The sequence below is a fragment of the Microbacterium sp. Marseille-Q6965 genome (assembly GCF_946151065.1).
Lineage (GTDB): Bacteria > Actinomycetota > Actinomycetes > Actinomycetales > Microbacteriaceae > Microbacterium.
Window position 1 is genome coordinate 893,423 of record NZ_CAMGZA010000001.1, and the last position, 19,699, is coordinate 913,121.

General features: G+C 72.7%; 18 protein-coding genes. 11 read left to right on the top strand and 7 right to left on the bottom strand.

What is annotated here, in order from left to right; translation table 11 throughout:
• Positions 1-17: 17 nt before the first annotated feature.
• Complete coding sequence (locus N8N77_RS04330) at positions 18-1,796, top strand: biotin carboxylase N-terminal domain-containing protein (protein WP_261164913.1); 1,779 nt, start codon at positions 18-20, stop codon at positions 1,794-1,796.
• Positions 1,797-2,017: 221 nt separating this feature from the next.
• Here N8N77_RS04330 and N8N77_RS04335 read toward each other — a convergent pair whose 3' ends face one another.
• On the bottom strand, positions 2,018-3,445 hold the full coding sequence (locus tag N8N77_RS04335; protein WP_261164915.1) for an NAD(P)H-quinone dehydrogenase: 1,428 nt from the start codon (positions 3,443-3,445) through the stop codon (positions 2,018-2,020).
• Between the two features lie 88 nt (positions 3,446-3,533).
• Between N8N77_RS04335 and N8N77_RS04340 the strand changes: the two genes are divergently transcribed.
• The 3 genes from N8N77_RS04340 (at position 3,534) to N8N77_RS04350 (ending at position 6,365) form a co-directional block, all read left to right on the top strand.
• Entirely contained in the window at positions 3,534-4,358 is an 825-nt protein-coding gene (locus tag N8N77_RS04340) for a purine-nucleoside phosphorylase (RefSeq protein WP_261164917.1), read from the top strand.
• Positions 4,355-6,007, top strand: coding sequence for a phospho-sugar mutase (locus N8N77_RS04345; RefSeq protein ID WP_261164918.1), 1,653 nt, complete (start codon positions 4,355-4,357; stop codon positions 6,005-6,007). Before N8N77_RS04340 ends, N8N77_RS04345 begins: the two co-directional genes overlap by 4 nt.
• A 97-nt stretch (positions 6,008-6,104) precedes the next feature.
• Positions 6,105-6,365: an HPr family phosphocarrier protein gene (locus tag N8N77_RS04350; protein WP_261164919.1), complete on the top strand. Its 261-nt coding sequence runs from the start codon at positions 6,105-6,107 to the stop codon at positions 6,363-6,365.
• A 67-nt stretch (positions 6,366-6,432) separates the two neighbouring features.
• On the opposite strand, the gene N8N77_RS04355 is transcribed toward N8N77_RS04350, so the two are convergent.
• On the bottom strand, positions 6,433-8,370 hold the full coding sequence (locus N8N77_RS04355; protein WP_261164920.1) for a transcription antiterminator: 1,938 nt from the start codon (positions 8,368-8,370) through the stop codon (positions 6,433-6,435).
• A gap of 136 nt (positions 8,371-8,506) precedes the next feature.
• On the opposite strand from N8N77_RS04355, the gene N8N77_RS04360 reads away from it, so the two are divergent.
• Genes N8N77_RS04360 through N8N77_RS04380 form a run of 5 tightly spaced genes read left to right on the top strand, consistent with a single transcriptional unit; the run spans position 8,507 to position 14,018 of the window.
• Positions 8,507-8,833, top strand: coding sequence for a PTS sugar transporter subunit IIB (locus N8N77_RS04360; protein ID WP_261164922.1), 327 nt, complete (start codon positions 8,507-8,509; stop codon positions 8,831-8,833).
• Positions 8,834-8,846: 13 nt separating this feature from the next.
• Positions 8,847-9,122: an HPr family phosphocarrier protein gene (locus N8N77_RS04365; RefSeq protein WP_261164923.1), complete on the top strand. Its 276-nt coding sequence runs from the start codon at positions 8,847-8,849 to the stop codon at positions 9,120-9,122.
• Positions 9,123-9,127: 5 nt separating this feature from the next.
• Positions 9,128-10,780 carry a phosphoenolpyruvate--protein phosphotransferase gene (gene ptsP / locus N8N77_RS04370; protein ID WP_261164925.1) on the top strand — a complete coding sequence of 551 codons (1,653 nt, stop codon included), beginning with the start codon at positions 9,128-9,130 and terminating at the stop codon, positions 10,778-10,780.
• 54 nt (positions 10,781-10,834) lie between these two features.
• Positions 10,835-12,874 (top strand): PTS mannitol transporter subunit IICBA, encoded by a 2,040-nt coding sequence (locus tag N8N77_RS04375; protein ID WP_261164927.1) that lies wholly within the window; start codon positions 10,835-10,837, stop codon positions 12,872-12,874.
• A 4-nt stretch (positions 12,875-12,878) separates the two neighbouring features.
• On the top strand, positions 12,879-14,018 hold the full coding sequence (locus N8N77_RS04380) for a mannitol-1-phosphate 5-dehydrogenase (protein ID WP_261164928.1): 1,140 nt from the start codon (positions 12,879-12,881) through the stop codon (positions 14,016-14,018).
• Between the two features lie 63 nt (positions 14,019-14,081).
• Here the strand turns inward: N8N77_RS04380 and N8N77_RS04385 are convergent, their stop codons facing one another.
• From N8N77_RS04385 to N8N77_RS04405, 5 genes are all read right to left on the bottom strand, one after another.
• Positions 14,082-14,519 carry a DUF4190 domain-containing protein gene (locus N8N77_RS04385; RefSeq protein WP_261164930.1) on the bottom strand — a complete coding sequence of 146 codons (438 nt, stop codon included), beginning with the start codon at positions 14,517-14,519 and terminating at the stop codon, positions 14,082-14,084.
• Between the two features lie 158 nt (positions 14,520-14,677).
• On the bottom strand, positions 14,678-15,784 hold the full coding sequence (locus N8N77_RS04390; protein WP_261164932.1) for an adenosine deaminase: 1,107 nt from the start codon (positions 15,782-15,784) through the stop codon (positions 14,678-14,680).
• Positions 15,781-17,067 (bottom strand): thymidine phosphorylase, encoded by a 1,287-nt coding sequence (locus N8N77_RS04395; RefSeq protein ID WP_261164933.1) that lies wholly within the window; start codon positions 17,065-17,067, stop codon positions 15,781-15,783. Before N8N77_RS04395 ends, N8N77_RS04390 begins: the two co-directional genes overlap by 4 nt.
• Positions 17,064-17,459: a cytidine deaminase gene (locus N8N77_RS04400; RefSeq protein ID WP_261164935.1), complete on the bottom strand. Its 396-nt coding sequence runs from the start codon at positions 17,457-17,459 to the stop codon at positions 17,064-17,066. Before N8N77_RS04400 ends, N8N77_RS04395 begins: the two co-directional genes overlap by 4 nt.
• A 42-nt stretch (positions 17,460-17,501) precedes the next feature.
• Positions 17,502-18,614 carry a mannose-1-phosphate guanylyltransferase gene (locus N8N77_RS04405; RefSeq protein ID WP_261164938.1) on the bottom strand — a complete coding sequence of 371 codons (1,113 nt, stop codon included), beginning with the start codon at positions 18,612-18,614 and terminating at the stop codon, positions 17,502-17,504.
• A 193-nt stretch (positions 18,615-18,807) separates the two neighbouring features.
• Between N8N77_RS04405 and sdhC the strand changes: the two genes are divergently transcribed.
• Entirely contained in the window at positions 18,808-19,236 is a 429-nt protein-coding gene (gene sdhC / locus N8N77_RS04410; protein WP_261164939.1) for a succinate dehydrogenase, cytochrome b556 subunit, read from the top strand.
• Positions 19,236-19,679 (top strand): succinate dehydrogenase hydrophobic membrane anchor subunit, encoded by a 444-nt coding sequence (locus N8N77_RS04415; protein ID WP_261164941.1) that lies wholly within the window; start codon positions 19,236-19,238, stop codon positions 19,677-19,679. Before sdhC ends, N8N77_RS04415 begins: the two co-directional genes overlap by 1 nt.
• Positions 19,680-19,699: the final 20 nt, after the last annotated feature.

A 19,699-nucleotide genomic window follows, 5' to 3' on the forward strand; every position in this document is an offset into this window, starting at 1 on the left:
TTACTAGGCTGAAATCCATGTCCGACGCTCGTGCGCTCCGCAAGGTCCTCATCGCCAACCGTGGCGAGATCGCCGTCCGCATCATCCGGGCCGCCCGCGACGCCGGTCTCGGTTCGGTCGCCGTGTACGCCGACCAGGACCGCGACGCGCAGCACGCGAAGCTCGCCGACGAGGCATACGCCCTCGGCGGGGAGACGAGCGCCGAGACCTACCTGAAGATCGACAAGATCCTCGCCGTGGCCCGGCGCTCGGGCGCCGACGCCGTGCACCCCGGGTACGGCTTCCTCGCGGAGAACGCTGACTTCGCCCGCGCCGTGATCGGCGCCGGCCTGATCTGGATCGGTCCCTCGCCCGAGGCGATCGAGGCCCTCGGCGACAAGGTCACCGCGCGCCACGTCGCCGAGAAGGTGGGAGCGCCCCTCGCGCCCGGCACGCCCGGACCCGTCGACACCGCCGAGGAGGTCGTCGCCTTCGCCAAGGAGGTCGGCCTGCCGATCGCGATCAAGGCCGCGTACGGCGGCGGCGGCCGAGGTCTGAAGGTGGCTCGCACGCTCGAGGAGATCCCCGAGCTGTTCGAGTCGGCCACCCGCGAGGCGATCGCCGCCTTCGGCCGCGGCGAGTGCTTCGTCGAGAAGTACCTCGACAAGCCGCGCCACGTCGAGACCCAGTGCCTGGCCGATGCCGAGGGCAACGTCGTCATCATCTCCACGCGCGACTGCTCGCTGCAGCGGCGCCACCAGAAGCTCGTCGAGGAGGCCCCGGCGCCGTTCCTCAGCGAGGAGCAGAACCGCATCCTCTACGACGCGTCCAAGGCGATCCTCCGCGAGGTCGGGTACACCGGCGCCGGCACCTGCGAGTTCCTCATCGGCGCGGACGGCACGATCTCGTTCCTCGAGGTGAACACGCGACTGCAGGTGGAGCATCCCGTCTCCGAGGAGGTCACGGGGATCGACCTCGTGCGCGAGCAGTTCCGCATCGCCGCGGGCGGCACGATCGACTACGACGACCCGACGCCGCAGGGCCACTCCATCGAGTTCCGCATCAACGGCGAGGACCCGGGTCGCGGCTTCCTGCCGCAGCCCGGCCCGATCCACGTCTTCACCACCGTCGGCGGCCCGGGCGTTCGCCTCGACTCGGGCGTGACCGCCGGCGACAGCGTCTCGGGCGCCTTCGACTCGCTGCTGGCGAAGATCATCGTCACCGGCAAGGACCGCGCCGAGGCCCTCGAGCGCTCGCGCCGCGCGCTCGACGAGTTCGAGGTCACCGGCCTGCCCACCGTGCTGCCCTTCCACCGCAAGGTGGTGCGGGAACCGGCGTTCACGGCCGAGGACGGCACCTTCGGTGTCTACACCCGCTGGATCGAGACGGAGTTCGACAACGACATCCCGGCCTGGGATGGCGAGCTCGAGCCGCCGGCCGCCCCCGAGCCGCGCCACACCGTGGTCGTCGAGGTCGCCGGCAAGCGCCTCGAGGTGAGCCTGCCCGATCGGATCACCGCCTCCGTCGCGCCCGCCGGCCGCCCGGCCGCCGCTCCCCCGTCGCGCCGCTCGCACAGCACCGGGTCGGTCTCGACCGGCGCGTCCGGCGACGCGCTGAAGTCGCCGATGCAGGCCACGGTCGTGAAGGTCGCCGTCGAGGAGGGCCAGCAGGTCGTCAAGGGCGACCTCGTCGTGGTGCTCGAGGCGATGAAGATGGAGCAGCCTCTGCAGGCACACAAGGACGGTGTCATCGCCGCGGTCGACGCCACGCCCGGAACCACCGTCCCGGCCGGCCACCAGCTCCTGCAGATCGTCTGATTTCCCGGGACGCCGACCGCGCGGCGGCAGCTCGCGCGACGGCGGGATCGACGAGCGCTTCCGGCCCACGCCCGCGACCGCTCCCGTGAGCGGGTGCACCGCGTTCCCGTCGTCCTGGCCGTGGCCGCGGCGGCGCTGCTGCTAGGGAGCGAACGTCGGGGTCGGCGGGATCATCACGGACGGCGGGTGCCCTCCCGCCGACGGCCACTGAGCCCGCGGCGTCAGGAGCGGCCGCGGAGGTCGACGCCGTGCATGGCGCGGGCGGCGTCGGTGATCGACGTGGTGAGCGACGGGTAGGCCGCGAACACGCGCCCCACCTGATCCACCGTCAGTCGGCGCTCGACCGCGATGGCGATCGGGAAGATGAGCTCGCTCGCCTTGGGCGCGACGACCACGCCCCCGATCACGGTGCCCGATGCCTCGCGCGCGAACAGCTTCACGAAACCGTCCTTGACGCCCATCATCTTGGCGCGCGCGTTGGCCTCGAGGGGGAGCTTGTAGACGGCCGCACCCTCCTCCTGCGTCCAGCCGACCGTGGCGATCTCGGGGCTGGTGAAGATGTTGGACGCGATCCGACGCTCGGAGAACGGGATGACCGCGTCGCCCATCGCGTGGAACACCGCGGTGCGCCCGAGCATGCCGGCGACGGAGGCCAGCGGCACGAGGTTCGTGCAGTCCCCGACCGCGTAGATGTTCGGGACGGACGTGCGGCCGACCTTGTTCACCATGATGTGACCCGAGTCGGCGAGCTGCACTCCCGCGGTCTCGAGCCCCAGGTCTTTCGTGTTCGGCACGGCCCCGACCGCCATGAGGCAGTGCGACCCCTCCACGGTGGACCCGTCGGAGAGGGTCACGATGACGCCCTCGCCGGTGTTCACGACCTTCTCGGCCCGCGACTTCGCGAGCAGCTTCATGCCGCCGCGCCGGAAGACCTTCTCGAGCACCTTCGCGGCATCGGGGTCCTCGCCGGGCAGCACCTGGTCGCGGCTGGAGACCAGCGTCACCTGCGACCCGAGGTTCATGTAGGCGGAGGCGAACTCGGCGCCCGTCACGCCCGAGCCGACGACGACGAGGTGCTCGGGCACGGACTCGAGGTCGTACAGCTGCTTCCAGGTGAGGATCCGGTCGCCGTCCGGGCGGGCGTTGGGGAGCTCGCGCGGCGAGGCGCCCACCGAGATCACGAAGGTGTCGGCCTCGATCCGGTCGAAGTCGGTGCCCTTCGGGCCGGTGGAGACGACGACCGCCTCGTCGCCCTCGAGCCGACCGTGACCGGAGATGACCTTGACCCCCGCCTCCAGGAGCTGCTCGCGGATGTCCTCGGACTGCTGGCCGGCCAGCGCCAGGATGCGCTTGTTCACGGCGAGCAGGTTGATGGCGACCTCGGGCTTGAGCGGCTTGCCGTTCTCTCCCCTGGCGTAGAACTGCACCCCGAGGTCGCCGGCGTCACCGATCGAGCGCGCCGCGTCGGCCGTGGCGATGAGGGTCTTCGAGGGGACCACGTCGGTGAGGATGGCCGATCCCCCGACACCCGTGCTCTCGATGAGCGTCACCTCGGCGCCCAGCTGCGCGCCGGCGATCGCCGCCTCGTATCCGCCGGGGCCGCCCCCGATGATCGCGATCCGCTGCTTGCGCTCGAAGTCGAAGGTCATGCCGCCCATTCTTCCCTATCCCCTCTCCGCCCCACGCTCCCCGCGCCCGCCCGCCACCGACGGCGTGGCGCGTGACTATCGTTGCCCTATGACGCATCCCCTCGATCCCCCGGCCGACCCGTTCGAGGTCGCCCGCCGGGCAGCGGACGACATCGCGAGCCTCACGGGCGTGGAGCGGCACGACATCGCGGTCACCCTCGGCAGCGGGTGGGGCAAGGCCGCCGATCTCATCGGCGAGACGGTGGCGACGGTCCCCGCCACCGAGGTCACCGGGTTCTCCCGGCCGGCGCTGGAGGGTCACGTGGGCACGCTGCGCTCCGTGCGCACGGCGCAGGGACGCCACGTGCTCGTGATCGGCGCGCGCACCCACTATTACGAGGGCCACGGGGTGCGGCGGGTGGTGCACAGCGTGCGCACGGCGGCCGCGTCGGGGGCCACCACCATGGTGCTCACCAACGGCGCCGGCGGCATCCGCGAGACGTGGGCGCCCGGCCAACCCGTGCTCATCAGCGACCACATCAACCTCACGGCCGACACCCCGCTCGAGGGCGCGACGTTCATCGACATGACCGACCTGTACTCCGCTCGCCTGCGCGCCGTCGCGCGCGAGGTGGATCCGACTCTCGACGAGGGCGTGTACTGCCAGTTCCGCGGGCCGCAGTACGAGACGCCGGCCGAGGTGCGCATGGCACGCGCGATCGGTGGCGACATCGTCGGCATGTCGACGGCGCTCGAGGCCATCGCCGCGCGCCAGGCCGGAATGGAGGTGCTCGGCTTCTCGCTCATCACCAACCTCGCCGCGGGCATCTCGCCGACCCCTCTCAGCCACGAGGAGGTCATCGAGGCGGGCCGCGAGGCCGAGGGCCGGATCTCCCGCCTGCTGGCGGACGTGATCGGGCGGGTCGCATCGTGACGGCGCTCGATCGCGCGCGCGCGTGGGCGGCGCAGGATCCGGATCCCGCCACGCGCGCGGAGCTCGAGGCGATCATCGCCGCCTCCGAGGCCGGCGATGCCGCCGCGGCGGCGGACCTGGAGGCGCGTTTCGCGGGCCGGCTGCAATTCGGCACCGCCGGCCTGCGCGGCGCGCTCGGGGCGGGGCCGCGACGCATGAACCGGGTGCTCGTGGCGCAGGCGGCCGCCGGGTTCGCCGCGTACCTGCGCGAGCGCATCCCCGACCGCACCCCGGTCGTGGTCGTGGGCTACGACGGGCGCCGCAACTCCGACGTCTTCGCGCGGGACTCGGCCGAGCTGTTCGCCGGTGCCGGGCTGCGAGCGGTGCTGCTGCCGCGGCTGCTGCCCACGCCGGTGCTGGCGTTCGCGCTGCGTCACCTCGGCGCCGACGCGGGGGTCATGGTGACGGCCAGCCACAACCCGCCGGACGACAACGGGTACAAGGTCTACCTGGGCGGCGACGACGGGGGCTCGCAGATCGTCTCGCCCGCCGACGCCGAGATCGCCGCCCACATCCAGCGGATCGCCGACACGGCGCGCGTGGGCGACCTGCCGCGCGGCGAGTACGAGCTCGCGCCAGAATCGGTCGTCGACGCCTACGTGGCCGCCACCGCCGCCGTGGCGCCGGCGCCCGATGCCGCCGACGGCATGAACTGGGCGTACACGGCGATGCACGGCGTGGGATGGGAGACGTTCGCACGGGTGCTCGACGCGGCCGGCTACCCCCGCCCCGCGCTGACGACCCCGCAGATCGAGCCGGACGGGGCCTTCCCGACCGTCGCCTTCCCCAACCCGGAGGAACCCGGGGCCATGGATCTCGTCTTCGCGACCGCGACGGCCGCCCGCGCGGAGTTCGTGCTGGCGCACGATCCCGACGCCGACCGCCTCGCTGTCGCCATCCCCGACGGCGACGGCTGGCGACGCCTCACCGGCAACGAGATCGGTCTTCTGCTCGGGCTGCGCGCGGCACGCCGCGCGCAGGGCCGGGCGCGCGCGACGCTGGCATGCTCCCTCGTGTCGTCCCCCGGGCTGGCGGCGATCGCCGAGCGATACGGGCTCGACTTCCGCGAGACGCTGACCGGGTTCAAGTGGATCTCGCGCGCCCCCGGCCTCGTGTACGGGTACGAGGAGGCGCTGGGCTACCTCGTGAACCCCGAGACGGTACGCGACAAGGACGGCGTCTCCGCCGCGGTCGCGGTGCTCGGCCTGGCCGCCGAGGCGCGCGGCCGCGGCGCCACGATCGCCGACCTGCTCGACGAGCTGACGGCGCAGATCGGCGTGTACCGCGACGGTCAGGTATCGATCCGGGTGGACGATGTGGCCGTCATCGGGCGGATCATGGCCGCGCTGCGCGCCGACCCGCCCGCGGCCTTCGGCGAGCGCGCCGTCGTGCGCGGCGACGACCTCGCGGCCGGTGCCGCCGGGCTCCCGTCGGGAGACGTGCTCCGCTACGCCATCGACGACGGTTCGCGGGTCATCGTGCGCCCCAGCGGCACCGAGCCGAAGCTCAAGGTCTACCTCGACGTGCGCGGCGCGGACGCCGCCGAGGCCGCCGCCCGCCTCACCGCGCTCGACGCCGCCGTGCGCGACCTGCTCAGTAGGCTCTCCTGATCGCCCGGGCCGAACCGTCGTCCTCACCGGGCCGCTCTTTCCCGGACGGGCCGATCCCGGCCGGTTCGCGGCGCGGGCGGGGCGGTAGCGTGGGGGCGTGCAGCGGATCATCGTGGTGACGGCGCCGGATGGGCTGCACGCGCGTCCCGCCGCCCAGCTCGCTCAGCTCGCCCAGGGTCTGCCCGGTGCGCTGCGCCTGTCGGTCGGTGACCGCGTGGTCGACGCCGCGAGCGTGCTGGCCGTGATGGATCTCGAGCTCGCGCCGGGCATGCGCGTCGTCCTCGACGCCGACGGCCCGGCGGCCGAGGCGGCCCTCGACGCCGCCGCCGCGATCCTCGCGCCCGGCTCCGCCGGCTGACCCGGGCGCGACACCGGGCGACCGCAACCATCCGCGCCGGTCCTTGCTCGACGAGCGCTCTTCCGGCTCAGCCGTCGATGACGGCGGCGAGCTCGTCGAGGAACGACGACAGGTCGGTGCCGCGGCGGATGAGACGCTGAGCGTTCTCCGGCTCGCCGAACACCTCCACGAACTGCTCGAACACCGTCTGGAACGCCTCGCGGTCGCTCTCGCTGAACGCCACGAGCGCCACGACGGCCACGCGCCCGTCGCCCCACGGGATCGGCTGCTCCGCGATCCCGAGCGCGATGGCCGTGCGCGTGGCGGTCATCCGGAGGGCGTGCGGCACGGCGAGCGTCTCGGTGAACGCGGTCGACGAGAGCCGCTCGCGTTCGATGGAGCTCTCCACGTAGTCCTCGCCGACGACGCCCTGCGCCACGAGCAACTGGCCCAGTCGACGGATGACGCCCTCTTCGCCGCCGTCCGCGTCGAGTCCTCGCACGAACGCTCCCGGGGCGAAGTAGCGGGCCAGCTCGGCGCGCAGCCGCCCCAGGCGCCGCGCCCGGCGCACGCGGGCGGCGGCGGCGGTGACGCGCTCCACGTCGGCGTCGGTGAGGAAGGGCTGGATGCGCACGATGCGGTCGGACGGCACGGGCGGGTCGATCGTCGTCAGCACGAGGTCCGTGCCGATGTCGTCCCAGTCCACGTCCACCCGGGTCTCGACGCTCGTCACCTCCACGGCGCGGCCCAGCGAGCGGTCCACGCTCGAGCGCAGCAGCTCGTGCAGCTCGTAGTAGCCCGGGCACACGATCGTGGCGCTCAGCACGGTCTCGGCGCGGCGGCTGCGCTCGAGGCGACCACCCACGTGCATGGCGATGTAGGCGATCTCGTCATCGCGGATCGGCACTCCGAGGGTCTCGGACAGCTCGCCGGCGATCGAGACGGCCACGTCGAAGATCATCGGGTAGGCCGACTTCAGGGTGCGGGTGAGCGGGTTGCGCGACCACGCCTGCTCACGCGCCCGGTACACGAGGTTCTGCACGTGCAGGGCGAGCCGCTGCACGAAGTCCTCGTGCGCGATGTCGACGAGATACCCCTCCGCGGCGCGCGTCACCGCCGCCGACACGGCCGCCGCGATCTGGGGATCGGGGCGTGCACCGCCGGGTTCTCCCGGCGCGCCCGGCACGACGATGCGGGTGAGCACGAGCGCGGCCAGGTGCACCCGGTCGCCGCGGCCGAGCTCGACGCCGAAGTGCGTGCGCGCGAGATCGCCGATCGCGTCGGCGATCCGCTCCCTGGTGGGGTCCGTGTCACCGTGCGCGGCTTCGAGGGCGTGCCCCTGCGCGACGCGGTCGGCGGCGATCGCGGCGTGCAGCACGACGTCGGACGCGGCGAACTCGTTGACGAAGTAACCCAGCCGCCCGAGCGCGGCCACCAGGTCGGCCTTGAACGCGCCGAGCGCGCCGGAGGGGATGGCGAGGGCATCGGCCGCGCGGCGCAGCGACGCGAGGTCGAAGGCGCCGTCCTCCATCTCGTCGTGCACGAGGCGGCTCACGAACCGGCGCCTGGCCAGCTCCGAACCGGTCAACCTCAGGCGCGATCCGTGTCGCTCCAGCGCCAGGCCGGTTCCCTCGGCCGCCGGGCCGGCTCCGCTCAGCAGCCCGCGCACGCGTCCCAGGTCGGCCTCCAACGTCGCCGAGCTGACGTGCAGACGGTCGGCGGTGTCGAACACGTCGATGCCGCCGTCGGTCTCGAGCAGCGCGCGCACGATCTCGTGCAGCCGCTGGCGCGGCGTGCCGGGCTCGGCGTCGGCGCGCAGCGCCGCGGCCGCGCCGGGCAGCGCGCGGTAGCCGGCCGGCCCCGACTCGATCGCGTCGCCGCCGGGCACACGCGCGTTCACGGCGGTCACGTACGAGCGCACGCTGCGCGGCGTGACGCCGAGCTGATCGGCCAGCGTCGCCGCGGTCACCCAGTCGCCGCGACGCAGCAGGATGCCGAGCATCCGGTCCTGCCGTCGCCTGGTCATGTGCGCCTCTCCCGTCGTCCCGATCAGTCAATCACGCGCGACCGCGACCCGATCTTCCGCACGGGAGGAAAGAAGCCTGGTTGCCGGCCGCCCCCGCGCGCGCGGAGGATCGATCGGAAGGGAAAGTTGGAGATCGATGAGGATCCTTGTGGTGTGCGGCGCCGGCGCGTCCAGCACGTTCGTCGCCCTTCGCATCCGCCGCGCCGCCCACGCCGCGGGGCTCGACCTCGCCGCGTTCGCCGGCACGGAGCGCTCCCTCCCGATCGACCTCGACTCCACGGACGTCGTGCTGCTCGGCCCGCACCTGCATCGCTCCCTCGATGAGGTGCGCGCCCTGGCGGCCCCGCGCGGCGTGGCCGTCGGCGTCCTCCCGGACGACGTGTTCACCGACCTCGACGGCAGCCGCGCTCTCGCGCTGGCCCGCGCCGTCGCCGATCAGGGCGCCGACCCGGCGTCCGCCTGACGAAGGGATGCCCATGAGCACCATCTCCCGCACCGTCCGCATCGCCGCCTCGCACGGCCTGCACGCGCGCCCCGCCAAGCTGTTCTCGCAGGCCGCGAAGGACTCCGGCGTCCAGGTCACGATCGCCAAGGGTGACGGAAAGCCGGTCAACGCCGCGAGCATCCTCGGCGTGATCGCCCTCGGCGCCAACACGGGCGACGAGGTCACCCTCGAGGCGACCGGGGAGGGCGCCGAGGAGGCGCTCGACCGCCTGGTCGCGATGCTCGAGACCGACCAGGACGCGGAGTGACCGCCATGACCGAGATCCGCGGCGTCGGCATCGGCCAGGGCGTGGCCCACGGCCCGATCGCCCGCATGGCGCCGCGGCTCGAGGCGCCCAGCGACGCCCGCAGCACCCGCACCCCCGACGAGGAGAAGGCGGCGGCCGCGCAGGCCGTGGCCGCCGTGGCCGCCGAGCTGAACGCGCGCGGGGAGCGCGCGGGAGGCGCGGCGCAGGAGGTGCTCGAGGCTCAGGCGATGATGGCCGAGGACCCCACCCTCGAGGAGCAGGTGGGCGCGCTCATCGACGAGGGCCACACGGCCGAGTACGCCGTCCACACGGCGTTCGCCGGCTTCGCGCAGACGCTGCAGGAAATGGGCGGCTACCTCGGCGAGCGCGCGGCCGACCTCGCCGACGTCTCCCAGCGCGTGATCGCCCAGCTGCGCGGCGTGCCCGCGCCGGGCGTGCCCGAGCTCGACCACCCGTTCGTGCTCGTCGCGGACGATCTCGCCCCGGCCGACACCGCGCTGCTCGACCTCGAGAAGGTCCTCGCCGTCGTCACGACCGAGGGCGGGCCGACGTCGCACACCGCCATCCTCGCGGGCGACAAGGGCATCACCGCCGTCGTCGGCACGGGCGAGCACCCCGATCTCGTCGACGGCGCGACCGCGCTCGTCGACGCCGCCGCCGGCCTCGTCGTGCTCGACCCGACCCAGGAACAGCTCACCGAGGCCGACGAGCGCACCGCGCGCCGCCGCGCCGCCGCGGCGGCCCCCGTCACCCCCGGCGAGCTGGCCGACGGCACGGCGATCCCGCTGCTGGCCAACCTCGGCAGCCCGGACGCGGCGGCCGAGGCGGTCGAGCTCGGCGCGGAGGGCGTGGGCCTGTTCCGCACGGAGTTCCTCTTCCTCAGCGCCGACGAGGCCCCCACGGTGGAGGCGCAGCGCGCATCGTACGAGAAGCTGTTGACGGCGTTCCCCGGCAAGAAGGTCGTCGTGCGCGTGCTCGATGCCGGCGCCGACAAGCCGCTGAAGTTCCTCACCGACGACGACGAGCAGAATCCCGCGCTCGGACTGCGCGGGCTGCGCAGCCTGCGCGCGCACGAGCAGATCCTGCGCGACCAGCTCACCGCGCTGGCGCAGGCCGACGCCGCCACCGACGCGGACCTGTGGGTCATGGCGCCCATGGTCTCGAACGTCGAGGAGGCGCGGTACTTCACCGACCTCGCGCACGAGCACGGGCTGAAGACGGCCGGCGTCATGGTGGAGGTGCCCGCCGCTGCCCTGCTGGCCGACGCCATCCTGCAGCATACGGACTTCGGGTCCATCGGCACGAACGACCTCGTGCAGTACACGATGGCGGCCGACCGCCTGCTCGGCACGGTGTCGTCCTTCCAGGACCCGTGGCACCCGGCCGTGCTGCGGCTCATCGCCGAGGTGGGCGCCGCCGGCGAGCGGCACGGCAAGCCCGTGGGCATCTGCGGCCAGGCGGCCGCCGATCCGCTGCTGGCCGTGGTGCTGGTGGGCCTGGGGGCCACGACGCTGTCGATGTCGCCGCGCGCGCTCGTCGACGTGCGCGCCGAGCTGAAGCAGCACTCCCTCGACGACGCCCGGCGCATCGCGCGCGCCGCCCTCGCCACCACCGACGCCGAGGCCGCCCGCGAGGCCGCGCGCACCGCCGTCGCCTGATCGTTTCCTCCCCTACCCGATAACCCCATACCCATTCAGAAAGACGAGTCACCAATGACCGACACCGCAGCTCCGGCGAAGTCGCCGGGCGCCGTTCGCGTGGGCGTGCAGAAGTTCGGCACGTTCCTCTCGGGCATGATCATGCCGAACATCGCGGCCTTCATCGCCTGGGGTCTTCTCACCGCCCTCTTCATCGACACCGGCTGGCTGGGCAACACCGGCCCAGTCGAGGCCTGGCGCTGGGCCGACTCGGCCATGCTCGGCGGGGGCACCACCCCCGACGGCACCGAGTGGATCGGTCTCGTCAGCCCGATCATCACGTACCTCCTTCCGCTCCTCATCGCCTTCACGGGCGGCCAGATGGTCTTCGGCCACCGCGGCGGCGTCGTCGGAGCCGTCGCGGCGTTCGGCGTCATCATCGGCGCGGCGGGGACGATCATGTTCCTCGGCGCCATGATCGCCGGCCCGCTCGCCGCCTGGATCCTGAAGCAGGTCGAGCGGCTCTGGGAGGGCAAGATCAAGACCGGCTTCGAGATGCTGGTCAACAACTTCTCCGCCGGGTTCGTCGCGTTCTTCACCGCTCTCGCCGCGTTCTTCTGGCTCGCGCCCGTCATGCGGTGGCTCACCGACCTGCTCGGCGCCGTCGTCGGCTGGCTCGTCGAGACCGGCCTGATCCCGCTGGCGAGCATCATCGTCGAGCCCGCCAAGGTGCTGTTCCTGAACAACGCCATCAACCACGGCGTGTTCACGCCCATCGGCAGCGAGCAGTCCACGGAGACGGGCCGCAGCCTGCTGTTCCTCGTCGAGGCGAACCCCGGACCCGGCGCCGGCCTGCTTCTCGCGATCGCCCTGTTCGGCGTCGGCGCGGCGCGCGCCACCGCCCCCGGTGCCTGGATCATCCAGTTCCTCGGTGGCATCCACGAGGTGTACTTCCCGTACGTCCTCGCCAAGCCGATCCTGCTCGTGGGCCTCATCGCCGGTGGCGCCACGGGCGTGCTGACCAACGTGATCTTCCAGTCGGGCCTGGTCGCACCGGCCTCGCCCGGTTCGATCTTCGCCGTGCTCATCCAGACCGCCCCCGGCAGCCACATCGGCGTCATCCTCTCGGTGATCCTGTCGGCCGGCGTGACCTTCCTCGTGAGCATGCTGTTCCTGCTCGCCAGCCGGAAGCGCGACCTCGCGGCCGAGGCGGCCGGCGGCGACGGCTTCGCCGCCGCGGTCGCCCAGACCGAGGCCAACAAGGGCCGCTCGTCGAGCGTGCTGGGCGGCCTCGTCGGCGGCGCGACCGCCACGGCGACCAAGCCGATCCAGAAGGTCGTGTTCGCGTGCGACGCGGGCATGGGCTCCTCGGCGATGGGCGCCAGCGTGCTGCGCAACAAGTTCAAGGCGGCCGGCATCGAGGGGGTCACCGTCAGCAACAAGGCGATCGCCGCGCTCGACGGCACGGCCGACCTCGTCGTCACGCAGCAGCAGCTGACCGATCGCGCCAAGCAGCGCGAGCAGGCGGCCCTGCACGTCTCGGTCGACAACTTCATGAACTCGCCGCGCTACGACGAGATCACCCAGCTGCTGGTGCAGCAGCAGCAGGGCGGCGGCGCGGCGGGTGAGCCCGAGGCAACGGGCGCCGCCGAGGCGCAGGCCGCCCCAGCCGCCGGCGCGGGCGGTGTGCTCTCGCTCGAGCGCGTGCGCATCCACTCCGGCTCGGCCACGCGCGAGGAGGCCCTGCGGGAGGCAGCCGACATGCTGGAGGCGGCCGGCGCGGTCACCCCGGCGTACTTCGATGCGATGCTCGCCCGCGAGCGCACGGTGTCGACGTTCATGGGCAACGAGCTGGCGATCCCGCACGGCACGAACGACGCGAAGTCGGCCGTGCTCGGCTCGGCCCTGACCGTGGTGCGCTACGACGGCGGCGTCGACTGGGACGGCGACACGGCGACCTTCGTCGTGGGCATCGCCGGCAAGGGCGACGAGCACCTGGCGCTGCTGTCGAACGTCGCGACGTTGTTCTCGGATGAGGAGCAGATCGCGAGGCTCAAGGCCGCCTCGACCCCGCAGGAGCTGTACGCGCTGCTCCAGACGGTGAACGAGGGCTGATCGCATGAAGGCTGTGCACTTCGGCGCGGGCAACATCGGCCGCGGCTTCGTGGGGCTGCTGCTCCACCAGGGCGGCTACGAGCTCGTGTTCTCGGACGTGGCGGCGTCGCTCGTCGACGCCATCAACGCCGCCGACGAGTACACGGTGCACGAGGTGGGCGACGGCGGCCGTGACCACGTGGTCACCGGCTTCCGCGCGGTCGACAGTGCGCAGGACCCGGATGCGGTCGCGGCGGAGGTGGCGGCGGCTGACGTCGCCACCACCGCCGTGGGCCCCACCGTGCTGCGCTTCATCGCGCCGCACCTCGTGGCGGGGCTGCGCCGGCGGGATCCGGCCGCGGCTCCCCTGCAGGTGATGGCGTGTGAGAACGCGATCGGCGCCACCGACAGCCTGCGGGCCGAGATGGCGGCGGTCGCCGGCGACGAGTGGGATGAGCTGGCCCGGCGCGCGGTGTTCGCGAACACCGCCGTGGATCGGATCGTCCCCGGGCAGCCGACCGGCGCGGGCATCGACGTCACCGTCGAGCCGTTCTACGAGTGGGCGATCGAGCGCGCCCCCTTCGGCGAGACCCCGCCGCACATCCCCGGCGCGCACTTCGTCGACGACCTCGGGCCGTACATCGAACGCAAGCTGTTCACGGTCAACACCGGTCACGCGACGGCGGCCTACCTCGGGGCTCGGGCCGGCGTCGAGCGCATCGCCGACGCCCTCGCGGACGAGGCGGTGGCGGCCGGTGTGGCCGCGGCGCTGGAGGAAACTTCGGCGCTGCTGGAGGCCAAGCACGGCTTCAGCGCGGCGGATCTGGCGGAGTACCGCGCGACCATCCTCGGGCGGTTCCGCAACCCGGCCCTCCCCGACACGGTGCGGCGCGTCGGCCGCCAGCCGCTGCGCAAGCTGTCGCGGCACGAGCGGTTCGTGGGCCCGGCGGCCGAGGCCGCGGAGCGCGGTCTGACCGTCGACGCTCTGCTCGCCGCAGTCGGCGCCGCGCTGGCGTTCGACGACCCTGAGGACGACCAGGCCGTCGAGATGCGTCGGCTGCTCGGCGAGCTCGACCCGCCTGCGTTCGTCGAGCGCGTGTCGGGCCTCGAGCCGTCGCACCCGCTTTTCGAGCGCCTCGTCGAGGTGGTCATCGCCGCGCGGTGACGCGACCCCGACGACGAAGCGGCCGCCCGGGATTCCGGGCGGCCGCTTTGCGTAGGCGGGGAATCAGTAGCCGTAGGGGTACTGCGAGAAGGCCCACGCCACGAACGCGACCCAGGCGATGATGGCGATGATCGAGATCACAAGGAACACGATGCTCAGGATCAGGCCGATCTTCGCCGGCGTGTTCTTGAAGCCGGCCTGCTTGGACTGGTTCAGCGCGATCGCCGAGATGATGAGTCCGGCGAGGGCGAAGACGAACGCGAAGACGAGTCCGACGATGCCGAGCGTCTTGCCGGGGTAGTCATCGGGCGTGTACGCCTGCTGGCCGTACCCCTGCTGACCGTAGGCGGGCTGGCCGTAGCCGGGCTGGCCGTACGAGCCGGGGTAGCCGCCCTGCTCGGGGTACGCCGGCGGCACCGGCTGGCCGTGCTGCCCGGCGCCCGCACCGGGGTAGCCGGAGTTGTCGGGGGACGGCGGCGGCGGCGGATAGTCGTTGCTCATGATGTTCTCCCGGATGTCGGAGGTGCGGGGCCGCGCGATGCGGTGCGCGGGACCCTCTCACGGTAGCGCGCGCGCCCTGCCTCGTCCGCCCCGGCGGGCGGGGAGATCTCCCCGATCCTCACGGGTCCGCGAGGCGCACGTCGGGCGCGGGGCCTCGCTCAGGAGCGGAAGCCCGCGCGGATGAGGTCGGCGAGCTCCTCGCGTTCGGGCAGCGGCAGGAACGCGGCCTCGGCCGCGTTGAGCTGCAATCGCTCCAGCTCGGCCAGCCCGTAGTCGAAGGCCTCGCTCAGCAGGGTCAGCTCTCGCGTGAGCGACGTGCCGCTCATGAGGCGGTTGTCCGTGTTCACCGTCACGGCGAAGCCGAGGCGCCGCAGCAGGTCGAAGGGGTGGTCGGCGAGTTCCGCACCCCAGGCGGCGAACCCGGCCGTCTGCACGTTCGAGGACGGCGACAGCTCGAGCGGAATGCGCCGGTCCCGCACCCACGCGGCCACCTCGCCGAGCCGCACGGCCGCCTCATCGGTGCGACCGCGCCGGGCGGCGCCCCTGCGCTCCCCGGGCACGGCGAGGTCGTCCGCGATGCGCACGCCGTGCCCCAGGCGCACGGCGCGCCCGTCGTGCAGGGCCGATCGGATGGAGTCGATGCCGGCCGCCTCGCCCGCGTGCACCGTCGCGGGCACGAGGGCGTCGGCGAGCAGGTCGAACGCCTTGGTGTGGGCGGAGGCCGGGAAGCCGTCCTCCGGCCCGGCGAGATCGAAGCCCACCACGCCGGCGTCGCGTGACGCGATCGCCAGGCGCGCGATCTCGCTCGAGCGCGTACCCTGCCGCATCGCCGTCAGCAGCTGGCGCGCGCGCACCGGGCGCCCCGCCTCGGCGGCCGCCCGCTCCCCTTGGGCGAAGCCGTCGGCGACGGCCGCCACGGCCTGCTCGAGCGTCAGCCCGCCGGAAAGGTGCAGCTCGGGCGCCCAGCGCACCTCGCCGTAGACGACGCCGTCCGCCGCGAGGTCCTCCACGAACTCGCGCGCCACCCTCTCCAGGCCGCGCCTCGTCTGCATCACGGCGAGGGTGAGGTCGAACGTGCGCAGGTACTCCGGCAACGAGCCGGAGGTGCACGCCCGCACGAACCAGTCCGCCAACGCGCGCGGCTCGGAGGCGGGCAGCTCCAGGCGGAGTTCCTCGCCCAGCTCGAGGAGGGTCTGCGGCCTCAGGCCCCCATCGAGATGATCGTGCAGCGAGACCTTGGGCAGGTCGCCGATCGCCCCGCTCACGCGGCGATCCGCCCCAGCACGAGCGGACGGGGATCGGGTGCCTCGTCGGCGACCTGCCACGCGTCGCGCAGCGCGTCGAGCGCACGCTCGAAGCGCGACGCATCGTCGGCGCGCAGCGTGAAAAGCGGCTGGCCGGCCGCGACACGATCGCCGGGCTTGGCGTGCAGATCGATCCCGGCCGCGTGCGCGACCGGATCCTCCGCCCGCGCCCGGCCGGCGCCGAGGCGCCAGGCCGCCACGCCGAAGCCCAGCGCGTCCATCCGCTCCACGACGCCGGCTCGGGGCGCGGTCACGGTGTGCGTCTCCCGCGGCGCCGGCATTGGCGCCTCGGGGTCGCCACCCTGTGCCGCGATCATCGCTCGCCACGTGTCCATGGCTCGCCCGTCGCGCAGCGCCGCCGCCGGGTCGGCGTCGGGCAGCCCCGCGAGGGCCAGCATCTCCCGCGCGAGGGTCACGGTGAGCTCCACCACATCGGCGGGGCCGCCGCCGGCCAGCACCTCGACCGCCTCGCGCACCTCGTTGGCGTTGCCGATCGCCAGGCCGAGGGGCGTGTCCATGTCGGTCAGAAGCGCCGTCGTGCGCACGCCGGAGTCCTCGCCGAGCTCCACCATCGTGCGGGCGAGCTCGCGAGCGCGCTCGGGGTCCTTCATGAAGGCGCCTGAGCCCGACTTGACGTCGAGGACGAGCGCCTCGGTGCCCTCCGCGATCTTCTTCGACATGATGCTCGAGGCGATCAGCGGGATCGCCTCGACGGTGCCCGTCACGTCGCGCAGCGCGTAGAGCCTCTTGTCGGCGGGCGCCAGGCCGGCGCCCGCCGCGCAGATCACCGCGCCCACCTCGCGCAGCTGCGCCATGAGCGCGTCGTTCGACATCGCCGCCCGCCAGCCGGCAATCGACTCGAGCTTGTCGAGCGTGCCGCCGGTGTGGCCGAGGCCGCGCCCCGACAGCTGAGGCACCGCCACGCCGAACGAGGCCACGAGCGGCGCCAGCGGCAGGGTGATCTTGTCGCCCACGCCACCGGTGGAGTGCTTGTCGACCGTCCGCCTGCCGAGACCCGCGAAGCTCATCCGCTCCCCCGAGGCGATCATCGCGTCGGTCATCACGCGGATCTCGTCGCGCGTCATGCCGTTGAGCAGCACCGCCATCGCGAACGCCGACATCTGCGCGTCGGCGACGTAGCCGCGGGTGAAGGCGTCGATCATCCATCGCAGCGCGGCCTCGGGCACCTCGCCGCCGTCTCGCTTGGCGCGGATGACGTCGACGGCGTCGAACGGCTCCGTCACCGCACGGTCTCCAGGTCGCGGGGCCCGAACGCGTCGGGCAGCACCTCGTCGATGGTGCGGATGCCCGACACCGTCTCAAGCAGCATCCCGGGCACGGAGAACTCGTACAGCAGCTGCCGGCAGCGGCCGCACGGCATGATGACGTCACCGTCCTTGTTCACGCACACGAACGCCACCAGCTGCCCGCCGCCGGTGGCCGCGAGGTTCGAGACGAGCCCGCACTCGGCGCAGAGGCCGAGACCATAGGAGGCGTTCTCGACGTTGCAGCCCGTCACGATCCGCCCGTCGGTCGCGAGCGCCGCGGCGCCCACGGGATAGCGGGAGTAGGGGGCGTATGCCCGCTCAAGCATGGCGGTGGCCGCGTCGCGCAGCCGGTCCCAGTCGATGTCCATCGCTCGATTATCGCCCCTCGTCCCGCGGGGGCGGGGAGAGGGCTACAGCACGGAGTCGCGCCCGCGCTCGTGCAGGGCGCCGACGACGCTCTTCACGCGCTGTGCGTGGGCGCTCGTGGTCACCAGCAACGCGTCCGCGGTGTCCACGACGATGACGTCGTCGAGCCCGACGACCGCGATCACGCGGTCGGTCTGCGACACGACGAGACCGTGCGACTCGTCCGCGAGCACTCCCCTGTTGTCGCCGAGGATGGACATCTCGTGGCGGCGGCCGTTGGAGACGAGGTTCCAGAGGCTGGCGAAGTCCCCCACGTCGTCCCAGTCGAACTGGCCGGGCACCACCGCGAGCCGACCCTTCTCGGCCGCGGGCTCGGCGACGGCGTAGTCGATGGCGATCTTCTTCAGAGACGGCCACACGCGCCCGAGCACCTCGTCGCGAGCGTCGGTGTCCCAGGCCGCGGCGATCTCGACCAGTCCGGCGTGCAGCCCCGGCTCGTTGGCCTCCAGCTCGCCCAGCAGCACGTCGGCGCGGGCGATGAACATTCCGGCGTTCCAGAGGAAGGAGCGGTCGGCGTAGTACTGGCGCGCCGTGTCGAGATCGGGCTTCTCGACGAAGCGCTCCACCCGCGACGCCATCGGCGCGTCGGTGATGTCGAGCTCCTCGCCCGTCTTGATGTAGCCGAAGCCGACCGAGGGCTCGGACGGGGTGATGCCGATCGTGCAGATGAACCCCTCGCGCGCCACCGCCACCGCCTGGCGGACGGCGAACTCGAACGCGCGCTGACGTCGGATGACGTGGTCGGCGGCGAACGACCCGATCACGACGTGCGGATCGCGGCGGTGCAGCACCGCGGCCGCCAGGCCGATGGCCGCGGCGGACTCGCGCGGGTCGAGCTCGTGGAAGACGTTGACCGCCGGGATGTCCGGCAGCGTCTTCTCGACCGCCGGGCCATGCGCGACGCCCGTGACCACCGAGATGCGCTCCGGCCCGGTCAGCGGCAACAGGCGGTCCCACGTCTCCCGCAGCAGCGACACCCCCGACCCGGTGAGATCGTGGAGGAACTTCGGCGCCTCCGCCCGAGACAGCGGCCACAGCCGCGAGCCGATGCCCCCCGCGGGGATGACGGCGAAGAAGTCGGGGATCGTGTCGGTCATGCCGACCAGGCTAGCCGCCGCCACCCGCGCGCCTGCTCGGGACCCGGGCGACGGTCACGGATTCATCTCGACGTCGAGATACTTAGGGTCCCCTTCGTCGCCCCATCCCCCGGGCGGGAATAGGATGAAGACGTTCGGCAGGGACGCTTCGGTTCCGCCGTCCGCGAATCCTCGCATCGACAAGGAGGCCGTCGTGTCTACCAGCGCACGTCAGACGCTGTCGGTGTCGGAGACCACCTCGAAGACGCCGCGGGGCACGCTCTACCGCGGCCGCGAAGGAATGTGGTCGTGGGTGCTGCACCGCATCACCGGCGTCGCCATCTTCTTCTTCCTTCTGGTGCACGTGCTCGACACCGCCCTCATCCGCGTCTCGCCCGAGGCGTACGACGCCGTCATCGGCACCTATCAGACGCCCATCATGGGCCTCGGCGAGGTCGCACTCGTCGGCGCGATCGTGTTCCACGCCTTCAACGGGCTGCGGATCATCCTCGTGGACTTCTGGACCAAGGGCACCCAGTACCAGCGGTGGCTGTTCTGGGGCGTCATCGCCGTCTGGGTGGTCGTGATGGCCGGCTTCACCCCGCGCCACCTCATCAACGTCTTCACGGGAGGTGGACACTGATGACCGCCGACACCATCGCCGCTCCGCGCTCGGCCCGCAACGGCGGGGCGAACTGGGAGAAGTGGGGCTGGCTCTACATGCGCGTCTCCGGCGTGCTCCTGGTGGTGCTCATCTTCGGGCACCTCATCTCGAACCTCATCATCCCCGAGGGCGGCGTGCACGCGATCAACTTCGCGTTCGTCGCCGGCAAGCTCGCCTCGCCGTTCTGGCAGTGGTGGGACGTGCTGATGCTGTGGCTGGCCTTCATCCACGGCGCGAACGGCATGCGCACGATCGTGAACGACTACGTGCAGGGCCGCCGGCTGCGGCGCGCGCTGGTGTGGGCGGTCTGGCTCGCGTCGGCGCTGATGATCGTCCTCGGCACCCTCGTGGTGTTCACCTTCGACGCGTGCCTCGGCGTGACCCCGGACAGCGTCCTGTGGGACGCCTGCCAGGCCGCGTGACCCTCCCGACTGCGTAAGGC